The 21,837-nt window shown below is 40.9% G+C and carries 17 protein-coding genes; 6 read left to right on the forward strand and 11 right to left on the reverse strand.

Features of this window, described 5'->3' with window-relative positions; genetic code table 11:
- Window positions 1-41: 41 nt before the first annotated feature.
- Window positions 42-1,214, reverse strand: a complete 1,173-nt coding sequence (locus CE557_RS02600) for an FtsW/RodA/SpoVE family cell cycle protein (protein ID WP_114910055.1) — start codon at window positions 1,212-1,214, stop codon at window positions 42-44.
- 546 nt (window positions 1,215-1,760) lie between these two features.
- Between CE557_RS02600 and CE557_RS02605 the strand changes: the two genes are divergently transcribed.
- Entirely contained in the window at window positions 1,761-2,624 is an 864-nt protein-coding gene (locus CE557_RS02605) for an ankyrin repeat domain-containing protein (protein WP_162789963.1), read from the forward strand.
- Window positions 2,625-2,635: 11 nt separating this feature from the next.
- Here CE557_RS02605 and CE557_RS02610 read toward each other — a convergent pair whose 3' ends face one another.
- Both CE557_RS02610 and CE557_RS02615 read right to left on the reverse strand, forming a co-directional pair.
- A complete protein-coding gene (locus tag CE557_RS02610; RefSeq protein WP_114910057.1) occupies window positions 2,636-4,168 on the reverse strand; it encodes an Npt1/Npt2 family nucleotide transporter in 1,533 nt (510 codons plus the stop codon).
- 125 nt (window positions 4,169-4,293) lie between these two features.
- Window positions 4,294-5,052, reverse strand: coding sequence for a hypothetical protein (locus CE557_RS02615; RefSeq protein WP_114910058.1), 759 nt, complete (start codon window positions 5,050-5,052; stop codon window positions 4,294-4,296).
- A 755-nt stretch (window positions 5,053-5,807) separates the two neighbouring features.
- On the opposite strand from CE557_RS02615, the gene CE557_RS02625 reads away from it, so the two are divergent.
- Window positions 5,808-6,758 (forward strand): ankyrin repeat domain-containing protein, encoded by a 951-nt coding sequence (locus tag CE557_RS02625; RefSeq protein ID WP_114910060.1) that lies wholly within the window; start codon window positions 5,808-5,810, stop codon window positions 6,756-6,758.
- A 362-nt stretch (window positions 6,759-7,120) separates the two neighbouring features.
- On the opposite strand, the gene murC is transcribed toward CE557_RS02625, so the two are convergent.
- The 6 genes from murC to CE557_RS02655 all read right to left on the reverse strand — a co-directional run bounded on the left by murC (window position 7,121) and on the right by CE557_RS02655 (window position 12,868).
- Window positions 7,121-8,533, reverse strand: coding sequence for a UDP-N-acetylmuramate--L-alanine ligase (gene murC / locus CE557_RS02630; protein ID WP_114910061.1), 1,413 nt, complete (start codon window positions 8,531-8,533; stop codon window positions 7,121-7,123).
- Window positions 8,534-8,617: 84 nt separating this feature from the next.
- Window positions 8,618-8,995 (reverse strand): type II toxin-antitoxin system VapC family toxin, encoded by a 378-nt coding sequence (locus tag CE557_RS05285; RefSeq protein WP_114910062.1) that lies wholly within the window; start codon window positions 8,993-8,995, stop codon window positions 8,618-8,620.
- Window positions 8,992-9,201, reverse strand: a complete 210-nt coding sequence (locus CE557_RS02640; RefSeq protein WP_114910063.1) for a hypothetical protein — start codon at window positions 9,199-9,201, stop codon at window positions 8,992-8,994. Before CE557_RS02640 ends, CE557_RS05285 begins: the two co-directional genes overlap by 4 nt.
- Window positions 9,202-9,377: 176 nt before the next feature.
- Window positions 9,378-10,385 carry a glycosyltransferase family 2 protein gene (locus tag CE557_RS02645; protein ID WP_114910064.1) on the reverse strand — a complete coding sequence of 336 codons (1,008 nt, stop codon included), beginning with the start codon at window positions 10,383-10,385 and terminating at the stop codon, window positions 9,378-9,380.
- Between the two features lie 12 nt (window positions 10,386-10,397).
- Window positions 10,398-11,540 carry an anaerobic C4-dicarboxylate transporter family protein gene (locus CE557_RS02650; protein WP_114910065.1) on the reverse strand — a complete coding sequence of 381 codons (1,143 nt, stop codon included), beginning with the start codon at window positions 11,538-11,540 and terminating at the stop codon, window positions 10,398-10,400.
- A gap of 26 nt (window positions 11,541-11,566) precedes the next feature.
- The gene (locus CE557_RS02655; RefSeq protein WP_114910066.1) at window positions 11,567-12,868 is read right to left on the reverse strand and encodes an anaerobic C4-dicarboxylate transporter family protein; all 1,302 of its coding nucleotides are present in this window, start codon (window positions 12,866-12,868) and stop codon (window positions 11,567-11,569) included.
- A 418-nt stretch (window positions 12,869-13,286) separates the two neighbouring features.
- Between CE557_RS02655 and CE557_RS02660 the strand changes: the two genes are divergently transcribed.
- The 3 genes from CE557_RS02660 (at window position 13,287) to CE557_RS02670 (ending at window position 17,933) form a co-directional block, all read left to right on the forward strand.
- Window positions 13,287-15,236, forward strand: coding sequence for an ankyrin repeat domain-containing protein (locus CE557_RS02660; protein WP_114910067.1), 1,950 nt, complete (start codon window positions 13,287-13,289; stop codon window positions 15,234-15,236).
- 77 nt (window positions 15,237-15,313) lie between these two features.
- A complete protein-coding gene (locus CE557_RS02665; RefSeq protein WP_162789964.1) occupies window positions 15,314-16,405 on the forward strand; it encodes a hypothetical protein in 1,092 nt (363 codons plus the stop codon).
- A 73-nt stretch (window positions 16,406-16,478) separates the two neighbouring features.
- The gene (locus tag CE557_RS02670; RefSeq protein WP_114910069.1) at window positions 16,479-17,933 is read left to right on the forward strand and encodes a sodium:solute symporter family protein; all 1,455 of its coding nucleotides are present in this window, start codon (window positions 16,479-16,481) and stop codon (window positions 17,931-17,933) included.
- 17 nt (window positions 17,934-17,950) lie between these two features.
- Here the strand turns inward: CE557_RS02670 and mnmE are convergent, their stop codons facing one another.
- Window positions 17,951-19,306 (reverse strand): tRNA uridine-5-carboxymethylaminomethyl(34) synthesis GTPase MnmE, encoded by a 1,356-nt coding sequence (mnmE, locus tag CE557_RS02675; protein WP_114910070.1) that lies wholly within the window; start codon window positions 19,304-19,306, stop codon window positions 17,951-17,953.
- Complete coding sequence (gene truA, locus CE557_RS02680; protein ID WP_114910071.1) at window positions 19,296-20,057, reverse strand: tRNA pseudouridine(38-40) synthase TruA; 762 nt, start codon at window positions 20,055-20,057, stop codon at window positions 19,296-19,298. Before truA ends, mnmE begins: the two co-directional genes overlap by 11 nt.
- Window positions 20,058-20,276: 219 nt before the next feature.
- On the opposite strand from truA, the gene CE557_RS02685 reads away from it, so the two are divergent.
- Window positions 20,277-21,764 (forward strand): potassium/proton antiporter, encoded by a 1,488-nt coding sequence (locus CE557_RS02685; RefSeq protein WP_114910072.1) that lies wholly within the window; start codon window positions 20,277-20,279, stop codon window positions 21,762-21,764.
- The last annotated feature ends 73 nt before the right edge of the window (window positions 21,765-21,837 follow it).

Here is a 21,837-nt window from a genome sequence, read left to right on the forward strand (position 1 = left end):
AACAGCTGCCCTAGCGCAACAACCCAGCCCGCAAGGGATACTTAAGATTTAGGATTTTTTTTGTACTTATTATAGCGCATGCCTGCCACGTCTTTTTTTAAAGTTAAGAGTTCTTTATCAATTTCCCCTTGACTGATGCTTAATAATATGCCTAGTGCAATACCTGTAAATACAAGTGAAGTGCCTCCCATGCTCACAAATGGTAAAGGCAGGCCTGTTACAGGGCCAAGGCCTACTGCAATGGCCATATTCAGTAAAGCTTGCAATACCAATAACAGGCTGATACCTGTAGCCAAAAGCCCTCCATAGTAATGCGTTGCTGTAGGCAGCAGGGCAATTGCCCTATATAGCAACAGCAAATAGAGTACCATAACGCATATACCACCTATAAGGCCATACTCTTCGATTAAGATGGCATAGATAAAGTCGGAGTAAGGGTGGGGTAAGAAGTTGCGCTGGGTGCTATTACCAGGTCCTTTACCAGCGAGTCCACCTGTTGCAATAGCAATGTAAGATTGTTCAGCTTGAAAGGATACATCCCCCTTAAGAAAGCTTGCTATGCGTTTGGCAGCTGTGCCTCCACGTTGTCCCCAGAGCAGTGCGCCTCCTGCCACTAGGCTACCCGAGCATATGATCATGAGTAGGTATTTAATAGGGACTCTACCGATGAACATCAGTACCAAACAAGTACCGAATAGCAGCATCGCGCTAGAGAAATTGGTTAAAGCGATCAAACCGCTAATCAAGCCAGACCAGGCCAACATAGGCAGGCAGGCCGTTCTAAAGCAAGCAATATTTTTTTGTTGTTTGGCCAGCATATGGGCCATGCGTATAATCAGGGAAAGTTGTGCCAGGTCAGAGGGTTGGAAGGATTTATTGATCAAAGGAATATGCAGCCAACGGGAGGCTTCGTTTAATTTTACGCCATATTGCCAAGTGACCAGTAGGAGCGGAATCGATAGCCAAAGCGCCACCTTAGCCATAGCGGCATAGTAGCGGTAATCAATCCGGTGACTGAGCCACATAGCGGCTAACCCGGCGCCTATTAAGAGTGTCTGTCTGAGCAAATAGTATTCAGTATTATGGTCCATCTGTCTATAGGCTAAAGAGCTAGAAGCACTATAGACGGTTAAAATACTCAGGTTAGACAAGACCAATGCAATGCCCCATATGATGGGATCTCCTTTTAGTTTTGCTTGAATCAACTGCTTCATAGGTGGTCTATAGGGGCTGATGTCTCAACAGGTATCAGGGAAAAAATAATACGATATGCTAATTTGTTAGCTATAAGTTTATAAAACTTTTACTGGGTACAAAATTAGCGCATAAAAAATAAAAAGAAGGTTAATGGGTCAACTATTTTACTAATATATAGACACTATGTGTATTTTTTGACTTTCATAGTCAATTATATAGTTTTTTATTATCTTCTATTTGCTTATATCTTTTTGAGCAAGTAGTATTACCGTTGACTTGTGAAGATGTTCCGTTTATATGGAAAGATATAACCTTAAGCAATATACATAGACCACTCTTAAGTAAGTATTTTGATGTTTGAGCAGGGGTGTTTGGAATTGTATTTGATTTTGCTTACTATTCAAAATCGGTTTAATAGAATGTATTGGTTCCATACGTCTAGTTTTTTCCTTATCTAGGGCTCAAGCAGATGGCGCAATAGGCCTATTGATGAGGGTATGTACATTTTGATGCAATACTGTTTAAGTGGTGATAAGCACCATAGGTTTAACCATCTTAATATTATGAAAAAGTATATGCAATATAGCGTAATCCTGCTTATCGGGCTATTAGGCCTACAGACCTTGTCTGCTTGTGTACATACAAGAGCAGCAGTAGGTTGTAGGGGCAGTGTATGCACAGAGCAGGTACTAGACTTGGACATGGAGCGCAGCGGAGATAGCAGCCAGGTAAAAATTAAAAAACCAAACACTACAGCTTATATGATGCTAGGGTGTCTGTTAGGATGTATAGTAACGGGTTGCTTGATGCTACCGGTTTTTCATAGTTATTTTGATTATTACGTAGGTTCATCCAATACATTTCAGTTCAATAGAAGCAATCATTGTACTCATGCAACCACCCCTTCACAATTCATATTAGACGTAACCACTATGTCCAGCATGGTTAACATGACTACGGAAAAGGAACGATTCGTTATAGATGCGATTGGTACGTCAAAATGGAACGCAGTACCTGCACGCCCTTTAGATGACCAGGTTATGGATGATCTTATTAGTGAGTTTTCAATAGAAAAGATAGCAGAGTGGCTTGCGAAAGGCTTAGATATAAACGCACCAGACGAGAACTTGGGATACACGTTATTGATGCATGCCGTATGGTATAATAGTCGACATATTGTTCAATGCTTAATAGAGAAAGGAGCGGATGTGAATGCACAAGGTAAGGATGGAGCCACGAGTCTCATGATAGCAGTCAAGCAAGATGATGCGCCTATGGTTTCGTTTTTAATAGAACATGGAGCAGACCCATGTATAGCAGATCACCAAGGTAACACAGCGCGGTCCTTAGCCCAAGCTATTGCTAAACATACCCAGTCTAAGACTATAATAGTAATGTTGGATCGAGCACAGCCATGTGTAGCGTAAGATGCATGGCCTTATTGCATGTTGGTTGCACTTGACCTGCAAGTTGGGCAATCTACCTTACCTATTAGGTGGTGGTATTTTTTTGCAAGCATACGGGCTGCTGCAATCCAAGTGAGGCAAATTAAAAAAAACAGGACCATTAAAAATGGTGCCAGTTGATTTGGCTCGGCAGCTGAAAAGATAGTATAACAGATGACTTGTACAACCGCCCCTGCAGACTTCCCTATTTTTCCCCCTAATATATCCACCGCTGCTTTTCCTTTTGTGCTCATCTCTTGGTCTAAAGGAATATAGGCCATCTCTTTAGTGACATCAAAAAAACAATATTTCGTTCCCTTTGCCAATACATTTTGCAGGCCGCCAATCACTACAATAGCTGTTAAAGTGGATATACCCATGATCGTCTTTGATACAAGGTGGTAATCCACTGCAATAATCAGCAGGAAAAAAGCACTACCTACTATAAGGGTGGTAACAGGTGTGATCAGTGCTGCCCCTAGCCAGTTTAGTTTCCGAATCACTACATGGCCAAAACAAGCACAAGACAATGTGCAAATGCCCGTCCAGAATAATACCCTACCTTGGTAGGTAATAAAATGGGTAGGATCTTGCTGGTATAGCTGACAGGTTTCATAAAACCAGAGGCCCTCTATTAAATGCACAACCATAGAGTAAGCAATCATCAATATACAAATTAATGAAAGGTATTTAGACCTAGCAATCATTTTAAAACTTTTATATAACCCCAGGTGTAGTCTAGTGGTATGCCTGCCTTGTATCCTTTGGCCGCAGATGATATATTGTTCGATATACTTATGTAAAAGCAGCATGCAGAGGCATAGCGTGGCAATAACAATCATGAGTGTGGCTATTTTTGAGGCTGTTGCCACTGTATACCTACCTATGAAACGCAATAAAAAGTGATCAGCACGCGAAAAGTAGACCATGATACTGCCAGAGATAAGCAGGTTGGCTTGTCCAATCAAGTTGAAAAAGAAGTAAAAGCGACCCGCTTCTTCTGTTGTCGTTATTTTGTTAGCCAACTGCCAATACAACAAGGTAAAGACAATCATAGGCCAAAGTTCACCTAACATATAGAAGAGTATTAAGGTCCATTTACCCCACATGATAAAAAACCATTTCAGATAGGGGTAAAGCCTAATGTAGGCATCCACCTTACAAGGATCAGGATGCAAGAGCCCCTGGTAAGGGAATAAAAAAAAGCCGAATAAAAGAAAAAAAAAGAGAAAGAAGACGATAATGCCTCTAAAAATCTTTTCTGTGGTTACCCTATTACATAAGACCGTATAGACCACTACAAATAAAATTCCTGCGGGCATTTCAACAAATAGCTTAATAAAGCTCAATACTTCTGCCCCTATTAAGGTGACTACTAGACCATCTTTTATGCCACGGATTAAATTTTGATTCAGTAAGATAAGAAACATCAAGATAGCCATAGAAAAAAATTTTTGCAGTGCGTGTCCCTTAATAGGCCACTGCATAGGATGCCATTTTTTTAGTAAGGCTGTTACATGTTTCATAAAGTAAGTTTAAAAATTTCTTAAGGGTTACAATTGGTCCATGGTGTCATTCTTACATTAACACCATGTCTTGAACAGTTTAAGTTACTTAGCGCAGTACAAACCGAGTAGGTATATCTTGCCCTTTAAGCTTTTCCCAAGAAAAGCATGACTAGGCTATGGGCAACAGAGTAGGGAACAATTTGCAAGATGCGCATGGTTAATCCATTAAAGATGGCAAGAAACTTCTTTTCTACTGTAATGTTATGTTTAAGTCGTCCTATCCAAGTCATAGGCACCTCTGAGCCACAATTTTGTGTGGCGATTAGATCAAATGGCATCGTTAAGGCAGATACAGCGATACCCAATACCGTACTAACCATCATATTAATCCACACCCCACTGATATCCTTTGTAAATTCATATGCCAATATAGAAGCGGAGCCACTCAGTATATTCCTTAAAAAGATCGGCGTTACAATATCACTCATCCTTTCTTTTCGTTTCATTAAAGCCCCTTTATTAGCAGCAATTTCTTTTGTTTCGCTATATATGGTTACGGCTGTTTCTACCATTCCTGCTAAGAAGCACTCCCAGATAACCAGTAACGCAAAATTGCTTATCGCATAATAATCAGTAGAACAAAGGAAAAGCCACTGAGAAACTCCAAAGGCCAAAGCCGCTATAAACTGTCGAAGTGCATAAATATGTGCGCCGGAAAAAAATAATTTAAAATTTTTAGTACGTATGCACCTGGTCACAATAGAGGCATAAGATTCGCCGGTTTCTTGGTAGACTACTTTTACAAACTGAGCAGGTGCCACTAAGTAGGCTACGACCATACAAGCGATACCATGTGCAAGTGGATCAAAAAAAAAGCGGTATAGCAGTGTGTTGTATTCCATATTTATAGATGCTTTAGCTTAAAGTTATGTATTGCAGTAGCACTAAGTGTGGCAGAGGTAGAATACCTTGCAGCGATACAATCGGGTATGATAACTTTAGCGATTCCGTTTTATGTTAGGTTACGCCTTGGTCCAGAGGGAACCTAATATGGGCAACGGACCTAGTACTAAGGGCCAAATATAGTCTTTTCAAAGGACTTTTTCAACTAATGATTCACCTTAGTAACTCGTATGTCATCCATGCTATACATCATTGTGCATCTTATGCCCTATTCCCCCGTTACTTTCCCTTGTTGATTTATGGTTGGTTAGGCTATGGTAATGCCCTAAATATAACATGTGGCTACTACCCTTTAGGTAGGTTCTCTAGGGCTTCAGCTAGGGTAGATTTGACTACGGATATTTGGAATTATATTTAATTTTTATAAAAAAGGTTAAATGGCAATAGGATGCCTGGTTGGCCTTAGGCCTTGGTTTTTTGCTTGATCTAGCGTTAAGCAGATGGAACATATGGATAGATGATGAATATAGGTTGCAACCATTTTGTTTAGGGATGATGGTACCCTACGATTAAATATCCATGTTATGAAAAATATACCTACTATAACTATACCGTAGCCCTCTTCATTGCGCTATTCAGCTTTAATATATGGTCTTCTTGTGTCCATGCCAGCAGGCAAGAGCTAGGCCCTTTGTCCTCTTGCTGGCGTAACATAAAAATAGCGAAGGAAAGACATCCGCAAAGGGCTAAGCAGGTGAAGTATACGGCGGTCGCCTTTGCAGGAGCAGGTCTTATCTGCCTTGGTCTGTCTTATCTGTGGAAATCGGTTAACTATGGTGGAAATAGCTCCAATATGCCTGTTATTTATAATAATGATACAGGTGTAACTACTGCTGGACCCTTTACTTCAACCAATGGGAGCAGTACTATGTTTAATGGAACTAATATAACGCATCTGGAAGAAGTTGTTACTGAGGCGATAAAAAAGGGCGAAAAGGAACGATGGGGTAATCGTACAACTACAGAAAAACCATCCACTACTACAAAAAAACCATCTAGGAAGCCGTCTAAAAAACCTTCTAAGAAGCCGTACACTACTACTACAAGTACTACCGCAAAACTGTCTACTAGTACTACTACTACCGCAAAACCATCCACTACTACTGTAAAACCAGACGATGGCGTGCTACTCGTAAAGGATCCAATGGTTTTAGAGAAGCGGGTTCTTGACGATCTTAAGGAACATAGTTTTTCGGAAGCAAGGATACAGTATTGGCTTGATAAGAGGTTAAATATCAATGCAAGATTAGGGTATGTCAACAAGCAAACTCTATTGATGTATAGTGTAGAAAATAAAAATATAGAGGCGGTTAGATCCCTATTAAATAAGGGGGCGGGTGTGAATATACAAAGTAGTACTGGACAGACGGCCCTATTCACTTTACTAGTCGATAACAATAATATTAAGGATATTCTAAGAGGCATACTTTACCCTTATTCTGATATAATGAACTTATTACTAAAACATGGGGCGGATCCGTGTATACAAGATTTTGTATTTAAGCGCACGGTGGTAAGTATGGTAGCAGGCAATCAACCAAAAGATGAATTGCGAGTTTTATCTGTTTTCATGGGGGAATTGCACAAAGCTATAGAAAAATTGCATGGAACAGAAGAATGCCCGGCGAAACAACCTACCAATTAAAGCTAGCCTGCAACCAGGCTACCTGTTCAGACAATGGTGTCAACTTAAGGGACATCTATGCTAACACATAGATAGAAATGGCTCATGCGTATAGGTCGTTGTCCCTGTCCGCCAACTTTTTTATCGGCGGACATGAACGCTTTAAATGGACGCAATGGAAGCAAATGTCCATTGTAATGATAGGTATCTGTTGTTCAAAGCACTGGTTTTTTTTGTCCACTTTTTTCTTGATAAAAAAGTGGACAAAATTCATTATTAGCTAATGGCGTGAATAGATACTTTTATTTGACAGTCAATGAAAAAATCATTAAGTTGACGCTATTTTGTGAATAGATACTAAAAATCTCTTTTTTACCACTAGCTTAAACAGTAATAAAAATCTGTTGCAGCGTAGCAGCTATACCCGGAACCGCCTCGCCTATATCTCCCGCACCAATCGTAAGAAAGACCTGATGTCTTTGAATCCTCCCACAAGCAGCCAGTACATTCGGCAAAGCATCCATTGTTACCAAAGCTTTTTGTTTACAGCTGAGTGCATCAAAGATAAGCGCTGACGTAACACCTGGTATCGGAGTTTCTCTGGCTGGATAGATCGGTAGTATAAAAACCTGATCTGATAGACTTAAACTTGTAGCAAATGCTTTATAAAAAGCCTGGGTACGTGAAAAAAGATGAGGTTGAAAGATGGCCGTTATATGGCTATTCGGATAGAGCGTTTTAACCGAGCTGAGTAAGGCGCTAAGCTCTGCAGGATGGTGTGCATAATCATCTATAAGGAGATATTTCGGATGGTCGCAAACAAAAGAAAATCGCCTTTTTATCCCTGGGAAAGTCGCCACAGCGGTGCGTATTTGGGTTTCTGTTATACCAAGCTCCAAACAAATCGTAATGGCGGCTAATGCATTTTCAATGTTGTACCACCCGGCTATAGGCAATACCAAATTCGAGAGGGTGGTATGGGTGCCTAAATAGTCGAAAGCACTTTGATCGGGGGCAGTAGTTACATTACCTGCTACAATGTCGCCTTGGCTTAATCCATAGGTTAGAAAAGGTTTGTCGTAATGTTTGTGCACTTTTAGCTGATCCGAAACGTTATGGTGTATAAGTAAATATTGCTGATTTTGTTGAATAAACTCTATAAAACTAGCCTCCATCAAGGCGGTTGTTGTATAGGTTTCTGGATGATCTGCATCTGCGGCAGTCACAATACTAAAGGTAGGCCTAAGGTGGAGAAAAGATCTATTGAATTCATCGGCTTCTGCTACCATTAGTTTGGCGTCATCCAATGAACGATTATATAATAAATTGACATCATATAGATGCATCATACCGCCTACAAAGGCAACCATGGGTAGGTCACTTTGATAGAGTATATGCGCAATCATAGCTGAAGTAGTCGTTTTGCCATGTGTACCTGCTACTGCTATGGTCGTTAATGACTTGGAAATATGTCCTAAGACTTCTGCGCGTGATTGGATCTTGTAACCAGCCTGTTTAAAATAATTTAAGATCAGGTTATCAGTGGGGATAGCAGGTGTATAAACCACTAGGGTTTGGTTGGGGTGGTTGCAAATAACTTCAGGAATTGCCTCTGTTGTATCCTTACAACTGATTGTCACACCTTCTTTGCTTAATTGTGCTACTAAAGGAGAGGCTGTACGGTCGTAGCCAAACACTTGGTAGCCTTGTTTAGCGCATAACCGTGCCAAAGCACTCATGCCTATGCCACCAATACCTATAAAGTATATAAAAGTGTAGTTGTTGAATGGAAACATAACTCTGGGTGTAGAATTGGGAATAAATTGAAAATTAGGCTATGTACAAGAAAGATCTACGTACAATGTGCTATATCCCATGGATTAATGATCGTTTAATCCATGAATATTAGTAAAATCTTTAACATGACGTGTAACTAATGTTAGGTCGTGTACTATGGCTGTGGCTGCTATAATAGCATCAGGTAGTTTAATCCTTATTGTTTTCCTGAGAGCAACTGTTTTAAACTTTATGGGCTGTTCTAACTCAATAATGGACACTTTACTGAGAAATGTGTTCAATACTTTTTTCCTATCTGTATTATCCGTTTTCCAGCACAATAACTCTATCTCTGTAACCACTGATATCGTTGGCAACCCTGATTTTAGCAATCTATGCATATAGATGCGCACAACCTCTGGAAATTGTTTTTGTAAGTAGTAAATGACCGTATTAGTGTCCCATAAATATTTTACTCCTATCCGTTTCTAAGTTCTTGAAGCTGTTGATCTAATTCTTCTAATGGTTGCTTATGCATTATTCCTTCAAAAGGTGTAATCCAGCTTTTGGATGTTGGTTTTTTATGTTTTTTATGGATGCTATCCAGTTGTATAAGTTGCAATGATGCTAACTCTTTTAGAATCCTTAATGCTTTATGATTAATGATACTTACAGTTACCTTTTGCATAGTAGTAAAATTTATATAGTTGATTTCTCGCCTAAAAATATAATAAGTCTATCTGTTCCAGTCACTGGTTTTTTTGTGTTAAAAGAAAAACGCCCCTGTACTAATCCATGCCGTGCCTAGACACTAATCAATAATGCTTTAGAACGTATACCAATGCGAATATTGGTTAAAAAAGCTTATCTAAACCGATCGGATCTAAGTTCAGAAAAATATTGCTTTTTTCTAAGCAAGCAATCCATCAAGATACTCCCCTTATAACTATTGGGCAAATAGGCAGTAGGTTGGGCTACACATTTTTTTTTAAGTTTAAAAAAATCTATCTGTGCTTTTAGAATCGCCCAACTATGCGCAAACTTGCCCAGCGCACCCATCCAACAGATAGCTAGAAAATCTAGACATAGATTTATTAGTATAGATACCAGATCATTGTGGCGATGCTTATAGAGCATCAATAACCTATTTCTAAAGTTTAAGTAGGTTTTCCTAGGGCTGCTATAGGGTAATGTAGCCCCTCCTAGATGGTAAACCATACTGCTGCCGCAGTAATAAACCTTCCAACCGGCAAGCTGTGCACGCCAACAAAGATCAATCTCTTCAAAGTGGGCAAAAAATAACTCGTCAAAGCCGCCTAGGTTATGAAAAGCAGTGGCACGTACCAATAAGCACGCTCCACTGGCCCAAAAAACAGCTCTTGTATCATTGTATTGCCCTTTGTCTTGTTCTATACGATTAAAAATCCTTCCTCGACAAAAAGGATAGCCATATCTATCTATATATCCACCCGCTGCGCCGGCGTAGTCAAATTGATCTGGTTGCTTGAGAGAAAGTATTTTCGGTTGGCAAAATGCAATAGAAGAGTCTCCCTCCATAAGGGCTAATGGTTCCTTTAACCAGCCTGCAGTAACCAGGAGGTCGTTATTCAACAGCAGGTAATAAGTAGCTTGAATCTGTTGCAAGGCTAGGTTATACCCTTTAGCCACCCCATAATTTCCCTTATGCACAATACAGGTTACCGTTGGGAAGTGGTGCTGTATATAGGCTACAGAGCCATCTGTAGAAGCGTTATCCACAACTATGGTGGTATAGCCCTTACTGTGCAGCAATAGGGTAGGTAAATAGACTTTTAGTAGCGCTAGGCCATTGTAGTTTAATACTACGATGGCTACACTGGGTAGATGGGTCATTGCTCCATGCCTCTATTTTTTGGTTTGTGCAATCCTGCTGAGCCAACACCTTATAGGCGCTAGGCTATGTATGCCAATAAGCCATAGGGCAAGGGTTAGATGCGTGCAATTTTGCGCTACCAGTAGTCCAGTGAAAAGCCAAATAAATATAGATATATCTATCAAAAGCATATATAGCGCTGCTATGCAATAAAAGCCATACTCCGCACCAGATAATAGGGTGTTTAAATAAGTTTTGTCGTGGCTTATTAAACTATCTAGTAGCCAAGTCAAACCTAGGAATATAAAAAACTGCTGAATGCCTAGTTTAAAGCGATGGGTTTGCAAAATCTGAGCAGGCTTTATCTTCGACCCCAACATGACTATAGCTGCAATCGAAAGCAAGACCAGGGCAAAAAATATAGGCAATCTAACGGGAAAAATCTTTCCATTTAGTCCGGTGAACCTATTGACTTCAGGTTTAATAAGTAAAAATAGCACTTCAGCCAGCAGTACCAGTAAAAAGGCAAGGTGCATTTTACCTGCTGATGCAAATACAACCTCAACATTATCCTGAGCAGATGCCTTATGCCATGTATATACCTTTATAAGCCATGGTTCGGGTATAAGGTAAACCAGTAAGCTACTGGCTACTGTTAAGCTGGCCGTGATGGTGACCATTAGCCCTATCAAATTAGGTATCGCTAAGCCACTATGTCCTGCTACCACTATGAGCAATATACCTGAAATAGATAAAGGACTAGCCAGTAAGGCCATATGTGCAGCAATGCCCGCCGCAACCGACAAATGGGGCTTGGTGTTATGCAGCCCATCTGGATCGCATACCAATTGATCCAACCATTTTTTATCCCCTGTTAAAAAAACCAACCCATAGCAGTAGGGCGCTATCAACCACCTATAAGTAGCGTGGGTTTGCATGAGGCAACTCCTGAGCTTGGCTTCCAGTAGATAAAAAAATCCAGTTGCCTCTAGTGTAGCCATGAGTAGCAACCAGGTGGCCTGTAGGAGCATTAAGTCATTAGGCGGAGCAGCAGGTTGTACGAAAAAAGTTAAAACCCCCAACCCCAGGCCGCTCAATAGACCAAGCGAAACCCCACCTAAGCGCAAACCTATTATAAGCAGCAATAGCAGCATAGGCCATCCAATTGTAACCATCTTGATATGTAATGTATAATTATAGACTATAAACCGCTCATATAAACCAATAAGAATCCGATGCCGATTGCGCCAGCTATTGAGACCAAACCTGGCAACATAAAACTATGGTTAAAAAGGAACTTACCAATTCGTGTAGTGCCTGTAGTATCTAAATGCATAGCCGCTAACATAGTTGGATAAATCGGAATAATAAAAACCCCATTAACAGCTGCTGCAGAAGCCAGTAATATTTTAGGCGGAATTCCTAAGGCAATACCTAGTGGAAATACCGCTTTAATAGTAGCCGCAGAACTGCCCATAATGGAAGCCATGCAGAGTAAGATAATAGAAAATTGCCAAGGTTCAGAAAGGTAAGTGGATATAAACTCTAGTAAAACCGGTTGGTTGCTCTGCACGAATGTACTGCTTAGCCAAGCAATACCTAGAATCGCAAACATGCCTTGTACGCCAGCCGTAAATGCTTTGCCCTGGGTAATGGATTGTGGTGCAATCCGGCATAACAACATAATAGATGCCGCAGTGGATAACATTACCAGTGGCATAATATAGGCAGATGGCAAGCATACCTTTAGGCCATTTACCTCCCACGAAGGGCGTAAAAATGGCATGGCGTCTATTAAAACCGTAGCTAAACTACCCAGTAAGAAGCAAATAATCGAAAGTTTGGCTACCCTAGCCCCACGGGGCAGTAGGGTGGCAGCCTGGTTTGTTGTAGCTTTTCCTGGAACCGTTGCAGTCGCTGGCATCTTTTTATTCAATAAACTGGTTACAAATGTTGCGATTAATAATCCTCCCAGTGTTGAGGGAATGACAATCTTAAAAATGGTGACCATCTCTATGCCAGCATTCCTTAAAAACCCGCTTAAGATAACCATTATAGAAGAAATAGGACTGGCCAGTGCACCGTGCAAAGCGGCAATAACAGAAAGCGATAAAGGCCGTTCCGGGCGAATGCCTACTTCTTTAGATACCTCTGCAATAACAGGCAGAATAGAATAGGCGATGTGATTGGTACCACCCAAAAAAGTAATTGCATAGGTGACCACAGGGCTGATGTAGATGATGCTACGTGGATGTTTGCGGATACATAGCTCAGCCAGTTGAACCAAATAACTCAAGCCACCTGCAGTCTCTATGGTGCCCACTGCAGCAACCACTGCGGCAATACAAAGCATGATTTGAAAAGGAGGATCTGCTGGCGTTGCATTTAAAACCACCATAAACAGCCATACACCCAGCCCACCCAGCATACTAAGGCTTAGACCTTGCAACCGGGCACCCAAGAAAGAAGCAAGCAAAAGTATCGCTAAACCTATCAGAAGCATTTGTCTTCGTTCGTTTATATTTTAATAATGAAAATCCGCTACAACCCGTTTAGGGCTTTGTGGTTGCACTTGAACCGATAAAATAAAATTAGACCAATATACATAAAAAACATTACAAACAATATACTATTTACATCAATTGATTTTGCATAGTAGGACTATGGTTATGCTGCAAAAAGCACCCCTAGGAAAAAGTTGTGCGCAACAAGCGTAGCCAGATAGATGCATAGAAAAATAGCTGCCGTCAAGGCTCCAACGGCAGCTATTGTTTTTCCAGCTGCAAGCTGTGATTGCGGTAATTGTAGACCTTTTTGCTTACTGATTTTATCAAGATAAGAAGTAAGGCTACATATGCCTTATGGGCATACATTCAACCCGCCTATTTGTTTAATGGTAGTATTTTTTATAACTTGAAGTTATGTGCAAAAATAATAAACAGTTCCGCTTCATAGCGCCTATTTACATAGGAAGCCTATTATTATGGACTATATCCTGTAGTAGACATCTTCCTGTTACTGCAAGCCATTCTGGTGGTGAATGGATAGGAGGATGTTGCCATCTGGATGATCCGTGTAGGGTAAAAGATCTAGGTAACCGTGTAGATCAGTTGGATTGGTCTAACGTTGATCTGTGTAAGGTTACAAACCAGAAGACTGTCTTTTGTGAAACAATAGACAGCTATGATATAGATCAGTTAAACGCACTGCTTACATACCTTAAACGTGACCCTGTAAAATACCCTTATGATAAGGTCATATATTTAATAGCTGGTTGTGGAAGCAAAAAAATAAAAGGGATGCGCATGTCTCTGTTGTTTAGGAGTGTGTTTAAACAGGATCTAGATATAATAGATCTATTGTTTGAAACACTATCTTATTATGACTTAAACGCATGTGCGCAAGCTTTTTTCATACCATTTGGTGCTGGAAAATACACCATGTTGCATCAAGCGGTAGAATCATCCAACTTAGAAACAGTAATGTGCTTAATAGCGCATTATATCGAAACTAAAAAAAAGCAAGGGGTTGAGCCTTCTGTTCTATCAAATAGTCTAATAGAGGTTTTAAATATCAAAAATGCAATCAACGAAACACCACTGGATCTCGCATTTGGTACCTATCATTTAAGTTTTGTAGAAAATTCAGCTATGATACAATATTTGGCAGCGTATGGGGATCCTTTGTCTCAAATAGACTTGGGGGATAAGTCTGCGTTGTATGCTGCTGCCAAGCGTGGTAATGGCACCCAGTTACCAATTATGATCGATGCCATAAGAGCCGGATCAAAAAAGATGTATGACCGAAAAGATATAGATATGGTGCGCAAGATTGTCAATTGCGTAGATAAAGATGGCCGCACCTTGTTATATTATACGGTGCTAAACCGCAACTATGATGCAGTCGCGTACCTCATGGCACTAGGTGCCAACTGCACATGGTTCGATAAAAATGGGGTCTCTCCGCTTTTTATAGCTATTGTGTATGGGGATCTACATATGGTACAATTGTTATTGGATAAAAAATTTCCCGCGAATGCATCGCTACAGGTGGATATAAATAACAAAGGTAGAGATGGGTTAACACCGCTGAATTTTTCCATTAAGCCTAAACAAAGTGTAGTGCTCATGCCAATACTGCTGTTGCGCAATAAGCATCGAAGATATAAGGTATTAAAAAATAATATGGATGATGGATGGGATCATGTTGCTATAGGGCATAGCAATGCTCAGATTGTTGCTGCTTTGTTGGATGCTGGTGCGCATCCTTTGATACCCAATAATTTGGGTCAGACGCCCCTGCATCTAGCCGTGGAGTCGAACAGCGTATGTTTGGTAGAGCTGCTTCTAGAGGCTGGGAGCAGTGCGTTATTAAGAGATTGTAAAGGCTATACGCCTTTAGATATAGCCGTGCGGCAGATCCGTGTGCGCGCTTCGAAAGCTTATGATAAGGGCCATATGCTTAGTATAATTGTAAAAATGTTAGGTGCAGCTATACGTATAAAAAACGTTGGGGTAGATCAAAGTTGTTTGATGCGTATATACAAAGAGGTTATGTCGGCTTACCAACATGATAACCACAAACGTTCGCGGCATGTATGGGAAGCATCAATGGCGGATCTGTTCCAAAGATATGGCCTCTCAACGTACACCACCACGCAACTTAAGGGTACAAAAAGGCGATGCGATGCGCATCCAGGGCTTATTGACCCTACTAAAAGGCGTAAGCGAAACAGTGTTCAGGCCTCTGATGGTTCATCAAGTGGACGTATGCAGGGAGCGAAGCGGCCTAAGCAATCTCAGTCAAATGCAGTTTCTTTTTTAGATATGCCCCATGCTGTAAGTGTGGACGGAACAGATCTACTGCCTTAGATGTTTTTTATATTAAAAAATATTTTATTATAATTCCTTACTTCTCAGATAACCGCCGGGATTTTGTATAAAATATCATGCGTAACAATAGATTTTCCCGCTTAATAATAGTCATGTGTGTAGCATGTTTGTTATTTACTACTGCTTGTAGTAGGTATACTACATCTATTTTGGTTAACCACAACGGGTATCTTGACTTGCAAGAAGCAGTATGTTATCATTCAGATGGTCAGCTAGAGGTGCAGTGTAAAACGAATGGCATGTGTCATGATCACTTTGACTGGTCTACATCTAATTTGTGTAAAGTGTATGATAAGAAGACTACACTTTGTCAAGTAATAGAAATGGGTGATATAGATCTGTTGGATCGGTTGCTGGGCTACATCGAGCGCGACCTTATAAAGTACCCTCCTGAAAAGGTAATATACTTAATAACTGGCTGTGGAAATGCAACAATAACAGGCATGAAAATACCTCTATTGACTCGGGCAGTGGTTAAAGGCGACCTGGATATACTAAAATTATTATTTGCAAAGCTGCATAATTATGTTGATTTTTTGGAACGTTCCCGTGGTGTTGACGTAGAGGCATTATATCAGGAGGTTTTTTGCAGCAGGTTCGGTCCTGGAAAATTCACCCTTATCCAAGAAGCGGTGAACGCATGTGACTTAGCGCCAGAAATGGTAGCCTACTTAATAGACACGTATACGTTTCTTATAACTGGCACTGCAAGGCAACAAAATCAAGTGGCAGCATGGAATCGTGTGTTCGGTTATCTGTTAGAATTTTTAAGTATAAAAAATAAAGCAGGCGCTACACCGTTGGATATGGCACGTGAATACTATGTTTATGAAATGCCAGAAAGTGCAGCTCCACTGACCTGTTTGGCACAGTATGGGGATCCTACGCATCCAACATACGTGAAGCAGAGAGGCATTCTTTTTGCTAAAGCCGCACTGGGCAATAGCAATAATTTTAGGGCTATTGTACCCAAGGCGTCACAACAAATACAGTGTTGGTGTGCATCCGTGCAGCACCTCATGGCATCACACGCTATGCACCTATGTGAGGGATCTCCGCTCGGTAGGCCTATTGCGTGGGGCGATGTACCCATAAATAGATGCAAGCAACAGTCTGATGATTCAGGTGGTAAAATCCAGGGTGGTTAATGATAGGTTTTAATAGAAAGGTTCATGGAACTTGCGGCTTCCGTGCGTAAAGTGCATTCAACTATATTGCGTTATGTTATTTGATCTTCCATTACTTATAGTAATTGTTTTTTTATTAGCTACTTCAGCAGTAGCGTGTTATGCTACTAGAGGAAGCGGTACTACCTTTCGTGCCTATGCTGTAGGCAATAGGGTGTTTTCTACTGCTAATTTAGTGGCTACTATATTGGCCACTTATTATGGCGGGGCTACGCTGATGAGTTATGTAACCCAATTCTCTGATGGACTCTTCTGGGTCAGTTGGCGGATTTTTGGTGTTATGGCTGCTTTTTTTACGCTTAGTTGGCTCGGTATGCATATGTCCAAGTTTATCTATCATATCTCAATGCCAGAGACCATGGGGCGGGTATATGGCAAGTATCCAAGGATGATTACCGCTTTATTGAGTCTGTGTTACTCTACTGTTGTGATTGCGATGCAAATTCGTATTATGTGCCGGGGGATAAATATATGCATCGATTCAGCTAGTCCATTAGCTATTACCCTCTTGGCTACTTTTATGTTGGTGACCTATGCACTATTTGGTGGTATTCGTGCCGTTGTCTTAACGGATATATGGCAGTTTATCACCTTTTCTACGGTTATTGCCCTCTTAGCATGGTTTATGTTTATACAAACAGATGCTTCATTTGGTGAAACCATTACTTTTGCAGCCACTCAAAAAAATTTTGGCTTGGGTCATTTGTTCCTTTATAACAGAAAGTCAGTAGCTATATTGCGCTATCTAGCTACTATGGTCAACTGTATAGAACCTGCTTATATACAAAATGTCTATATGGCTTCTAGTCCTCCCCAAGCAAAAAAAATGTTCTTATATGCGGGTATAGCTGGTTTTGTTATAATGATATGTTTCTCATTAGTTGGTTTGTTTGTTTTTGCATGGGTGCCACAAAATCTATCAGGGATGGAGATTTGGCATTACATCATTGCACATACTTCTCCTTGGTTAAAAGGAATCATTTGTACTTGTTTACTAGCTGTTACGATGTCCACAGCTGACTCTAGGCTCCATATCTGTTCGATTATGATCAGCTATGATATATTCCCTAATATATTGCCGGTGCGTTTTAGAAAAAAAATTTCTTCTGTGCATCATTATAGGATAGCGCATGTAGCGATCTTGGTTGTGGCGATCTTGGCCATTCCGTTGGCCCTTAGTAGTAGCTATTATATCGTAGAAAAGGTAGCGCTATGGTATAACCGTTGGTATGTGCCTGTAGTCGTGGCGCCATTTGTTTTAGCTGTTTTAGGCTTTCGTAGTGCGTCACATACTGCTTTAGCCGGTATGGTTGCAGGTGCGCTATCTGTTTTGGCTTGGCGGAAGTGGATTTTTCCCCTATTGGGTACCAATGATGGCGTCTTTCCTTGTATGGTGGTCAATGGTTTAGTTATGTTAGTGGTACACCGGTTATGGCCCCGGTCAAAGGAGGTTGAAGAGCCAGGTGATGGTGTATGCAAATCAATGTAATCCTATTGGGTGCGTGCTTATTTCCCAATGCAGAATTTAGAGAAAATGTCTCCTAAAATCTCTTCTGTGGTAATCTCTCCTGTAATTTCACCCAGTGCATATAGTGCCTGGTTGATATCTACAACCAGTAATTCATTGGATCGTTGTTGCGCAAGTCCTGCCATTACAGCTTCTAAAGCTGCTCTACTTTTTTGTAATCGATCGTAATGGCGTGCATTGACCACAATAGTGGCTAACCCATCGGCAGGTTTTTGTGTGACCAATTGCAAAAGCTGCCCTTTAAGTTGATTGAGCCCTTTACCAGTTTGTGCAGCCATGCACAAATAATCTTTAAAATCTTCTAGCGCAGCAGGTGGTGCAAGGTCCATTTTATTGCCAATTTTCAGTAGGGGTACCTCTCCTAAGGCAACCAGATCAGCCTCTGCTTGTTGAAAGGTCATATGGCATAGATCCACCAAGTAGAGTACGATACAAGCTTTGTTGAGTTGCGCTTTGGTCCGTTCGATGCCTATGGCTTCTATGGCATCCGAAGGCTTTTCGCGTAAACCAGCAGTATCTACAAACCTAAACCGTATGCCTCCTAAGTGTAATGTGCCCTCAATGGTGTCGCGCGTAGTACCTGCTATAGGCGAAACAATGGCCCGTTCTTCTTGTAATAATGCATTCAATAGGGTTGATTTGCCTACATTGGGTCTGCCCACAATCACAACGGAAATACCTTGTTTAATCACGTTACCTAATTGAAAGCTATCGATCAGGCGTGTTAAAGTTTGCATCAGTTTATCCGCTAATGTTTGTAATTCCTTGCGCTCTAAAAAGGTGACATCTTCTTCGGAAAAATCTAGTTCTAATGCCAACATTGCTGCAAAATGGCGCAAGTCTTTACGTAATGCTTGTAAATCTGTCGAAAACCCCCCACGCATTTGATGAAGGGCCGTTTGGTGGGCCAACATGCTATCGGCTGCAATCAAATCTGCTACCGCTTCTGCTTGGGCTAAGTCAAAGCGGCCATTTAAAAAAGCCCTTTTGGTGAATTCACCCGGTTCAGCTATGCGCACACCTTGGTCTACCAACAGCTCTATTAATTGTGTGACAATGAAAGGCGCACCATGGCAAGAGATTTCTACTGCCTCTTCCCTGGTAAAGGAATGGGGCGCAATAAAAATGGAAACTAGGACTTCATCAATTTGGGTATCCCCTTTTTTTAGGATGCCAAAATGAACCGTATGAGAGGCTTTTTGGGTCAAGTTACTGCCATGAAACAGCTGGTTCACGATGTTAATTACACCCTTTCCAGATAGGCGCACGACTGCAATGGCGCTCATGCCTTGTGGCGTGGCGAGTGCCACAATAGGATCTTGGTTAGGATACATTTTCTTTTATAAATAAAGTTTCTGGATAACCTACCTCCACTAATGTTAAGCCGTGTGGTGGCATTAAGGTAAGTATAGGACGTGTGCTGGGTTTTTGTCGAATCAGTTGGGCTACTGTAGTGCTATCCATTTTACCAGTCGCTACTTTAAGGATGGTACCGACAATCGTTCGAACCATACCCCTTAAAAAGCGATTGGCTTGTATGTAAAAAACAAGCTTGTTGTCCATTGCTACCCAAGTAGCTTCTTTTATGTTGCAGATAAAACTCTTGGTTGCATCAGTTGTCTTGCTAAAAAATTCAAAATCAGCCTGTACAGAAAATAAACCAGCAATCTGGTTTAATAAGGCAAGCGGTGGCGTGTGGTGCAGCCAAACTGCGCGATCTCTATAAAAAGGATCTTTTTGTGTAATGATGGTATAGGCATATCTACGATGGCATGCGTCGAAACGCGCATGTGCACCCTCTACTACTGGACGAATGGCCGTAATGCTGATATCAGATGGCAAAATCCTATTGAGCCTATAGATCAAATGTAGCGGGTCTATAGGCGTTATGGAATCAAAATGGGCCACCTGTTGTGTGGCATGCACCCCTTTATCCGTTCGACTGCTGCCTGAGATCGCAATCGTCCTGGATAAGAGTTTACCAAGTGCTTCTTCGATCACTTGTTGTACAGCACATCCATTTTTTTGAATCTGCCAACCACTATAGCCCTTGCCCAGATAGGATATATAGATGAAATAACGCATGAGATGGTTTGGCCTAGTGGATAAAGCGCGCTATTTTATATAGCTAAGCATAAAAACGACTATAAAGTTAAGCATAGTTAAGTTATTTATCCATAATGGAGCATTTTTGGGTAGGATGCAGTTAATTTTTACTTAAATTTAATGTATTGGCCATTATACAGTCCACCTATGTCAGTTGTGCCCTTTAGCCTTGTATCTTATTATTAAGTATAAAAATCCATGCATTTAGTTCCAGAAAGCTTGCTTATTGCCGGTTCTTTTTTACTCTTCTTGAGCATTGTCATTACCAAGCTATCTACCCGGTTAGGCATTCCAGCGTTGATTATTTTTTTATTAGTAGGCATGGCGGCAGGCCATGAACAGTTGGGCGGTATTGATTTTCATAATCCTATAGCCGCTCAGTTGCTCGGCGCTATTACCTTGAGTTTGATTCTTTTTACAGGGGGTATAGAAACCGAGTACAAACATATACGGCCCATTCTTTGGAATGGTATACTACTGGCAACTGTAGGTATTCTCATTACCACGTTTAGTGTGGGCCTATTTGTTTGGGGCATGACAACCCTCTGGGGAGGTAGCATGCAATTTACCCTGTTGGAAGGTCTGTTGATGGGTTCAATTGTGGCTTCTACAGATGCAGCTGCTGTTTTTGCAATCATTCGGGCGAAGAACATGCATCTTAAGGCCAATCTGAGTCCCATGCTAGAACTGGAGTCGGGTAGCAATGATACCATGGCTTGGTTTTTGATGTTTTTATTTAGAACGCTGCTGCTTACCAACCAAGTCATTAGCCCTATGGAGGCCATTTGGATCTTTATTCAAGAGATGGTTGTAGGTGGCGTAGCTGGCCTTTTAGTTGGTAAAATCATGTTGGTATTGCTGGACAACCTTCGTTTGGCTAACCGTTCCCTTTACCCTGGTTTGATGCTAGCTGTGGTTATTTTTACCTATTCAGCGACCCATTTTTTCCATGGCAATGCCTTTCTTGCTGTTTACCTGGTTGGATTGATCTTAGGCAATAAGGATTTCCCACATAAAAAAAGCATCATTCAATTCTGCCAAGGCGTTTCTTGGTTGATGCAGATCATAATGTTTATTATGCTTGGGCTATTGGTTTACCCTGGTAAACTCATACCTATAGCTGGTATTGGCCTATTGCTTTCCATCTTTTTAATGTTCATAGCTCGTCCATTGAGTGTATTTATTTCATTGTTTTTTTCTAAAACATTACATTTAAAACATAAGATTTTTATTTCTTGGGTAGGCCTTAGAGGGGCTGTTCCGATTGTATTTGCTACCTATCCGTTGTTAGATAACATTCACCAAGCAGATGTGATCTACCATATTGTTTTTTTTGTTGTGCTCACCTCTATCTTGTTTCAAGGCACGACGCTTTCGCCACTTGCCAAGTGGCTACAATTAGAAGCCCCAAAGTTGGAACCTCATGAACCTACCATTCAATTATCCAAAGATGTGGACAGTGCATTAATAGAAGTCATTGTTCCCCAAGACTCTCCTGCTATTGGTAAAAAAATAGTTCAGTTGAGCTTTCCAGAAAATGTATTGATTGTCCTTATAAAACGCAATGGCGTCTATGTTATTCCCAGAGGTGATACCGTCATTATTGCCTTTGACTTGCTGATGATTATGGCAGAAAAAAAACAGGCCATTCATCTTATAAAGGAGCAGTTGGGTATAGTACATTAGCTGATTTTAACTATAATTGTCTGCCATACTAGCAGCTATCATTTTTTCATATGTACCGAAAGTAAACAACTCA

The sequence above is a fragment of the Cardinium endosymbiont of Sogatella furcifera genome (assembly GCF_003351905.1).
In the GTDB taxonomy this organism is placed as follows: domain Bacteria; phylum Bacteroidota; class Bacteroidia; order Cytophagales; family Amoebophilaceae; genus Cardinium.

What these genes read in the sequence shown, in the direction of transcription:
- CE557_RS02600 (WP_114910055.1), bottom strand. Translation starts at nt 1,214, where the DNA reads ATGAAGCAGTTGATTCAAGCAAAACTAAAAGGAGATCCCATCATATGG.
- CE557_RS02605 (WP_162789963.1), top strand. Translation starts at nt 1,761, where the DNA reads ATGAAAAAGTATATGCAATATAGCGTAATCCTGCTTATCGGGCTATTA.
- CE557_RS02610 (WP_114910057.1), bottom strand. Translation starts at nt 4,168, where the DNA reads ATGAAACATGTAACAGCCTTACTAAAAAAATGGCATCCTATGCAGTGG.
- CE557_RS02615 (WP_114910058.1), bottom strand. Translation starts at nt 5,052, where the DNA reads ATGGAATACAACACACTGCTATACCGCTTTTTTTTTGATCCACTTGCA.
- murC (WP_114910061.1), bottom strand. Translation starts at nt 8,533, where the DNA reads ATGTTTCCATTCAACAACTACACTTTTATATACTTTATAGGTATTGGT.
- CE557_RS02640 (WP_114910063.1), bottom strand. Translation starts at nt 9,201, where the DNA reads ATGCAAAAGGTAACTGTAAGTATCATTAATCATAAAGCATTAAGGATT.
- CE557_RS02645 (WP_114910064.1), bottom strand. Translation starts at nt 10,385, where the DNA reads ATGACCCATCTACCCAGTGTAGCCATCGTAGTATTAAACTACAATGGC.
- CE557_RS02650 (WP_114910065.1), bottom strand. Translation starts at nt 11,540, where the DNA reads ATGGTTACAATTGGATGGCCTATGCTGCTATTGCTGCTTATAATAGGT.
- CE557_RS02655 (WP_114910066.1), bottom strand. Translation starts at nt 12,868, where the DNA reads ATGCTTCTGATAGGTTTAGCGATACTTTTGCTTGCTTCTTTCTTGGGT.
- CE557_RS02660 (WP_114910067.1), top strand. Translation starts at nt 13,287, where the DNA reads ATGTGCAAAAATAATAAACAGTTCCGCTTCATAGCGCCTATTTACATA.
- CE557_RS02665 (WP_162789964.1), top strand. Translation starts at nt 15,314, where the DNA reads ATGCGTAACAATAGATTTTCCCGCTTAATAATAGTCATGTGTGTAGCA.
- CE557_RS02670 (WP_114910069.1), top strand. Translation starts at nt 16,479, where the DNA reads ATGTTATTTGATCTTCCATTACTTATAGTAATTGTTTTTTTATTAGCT.
- mnmE (WP_114910070.1), bottom strand. Translation starts at nt 19,306, where the DNA reads ATGTATCCTAACCAAGATCCTATTGTGGCACTCGCCACGCCACAAGGC.
- truA (WP_114910071.1), bottom strand. Translation starts at nt 20,057, where the DNA reads ATGCGTTATTTCATCTATATATCCTATCTGGGCAAGGGCTATAGTGGT.
- CE557_RS02685 (WP_114910072.1), top strand. Translation starts at nt 20,277, where the DNA reads ATGCATTTAGTTCCAGAAAGCTTGCTTATTGCCGGTTCTTTTTTACTC.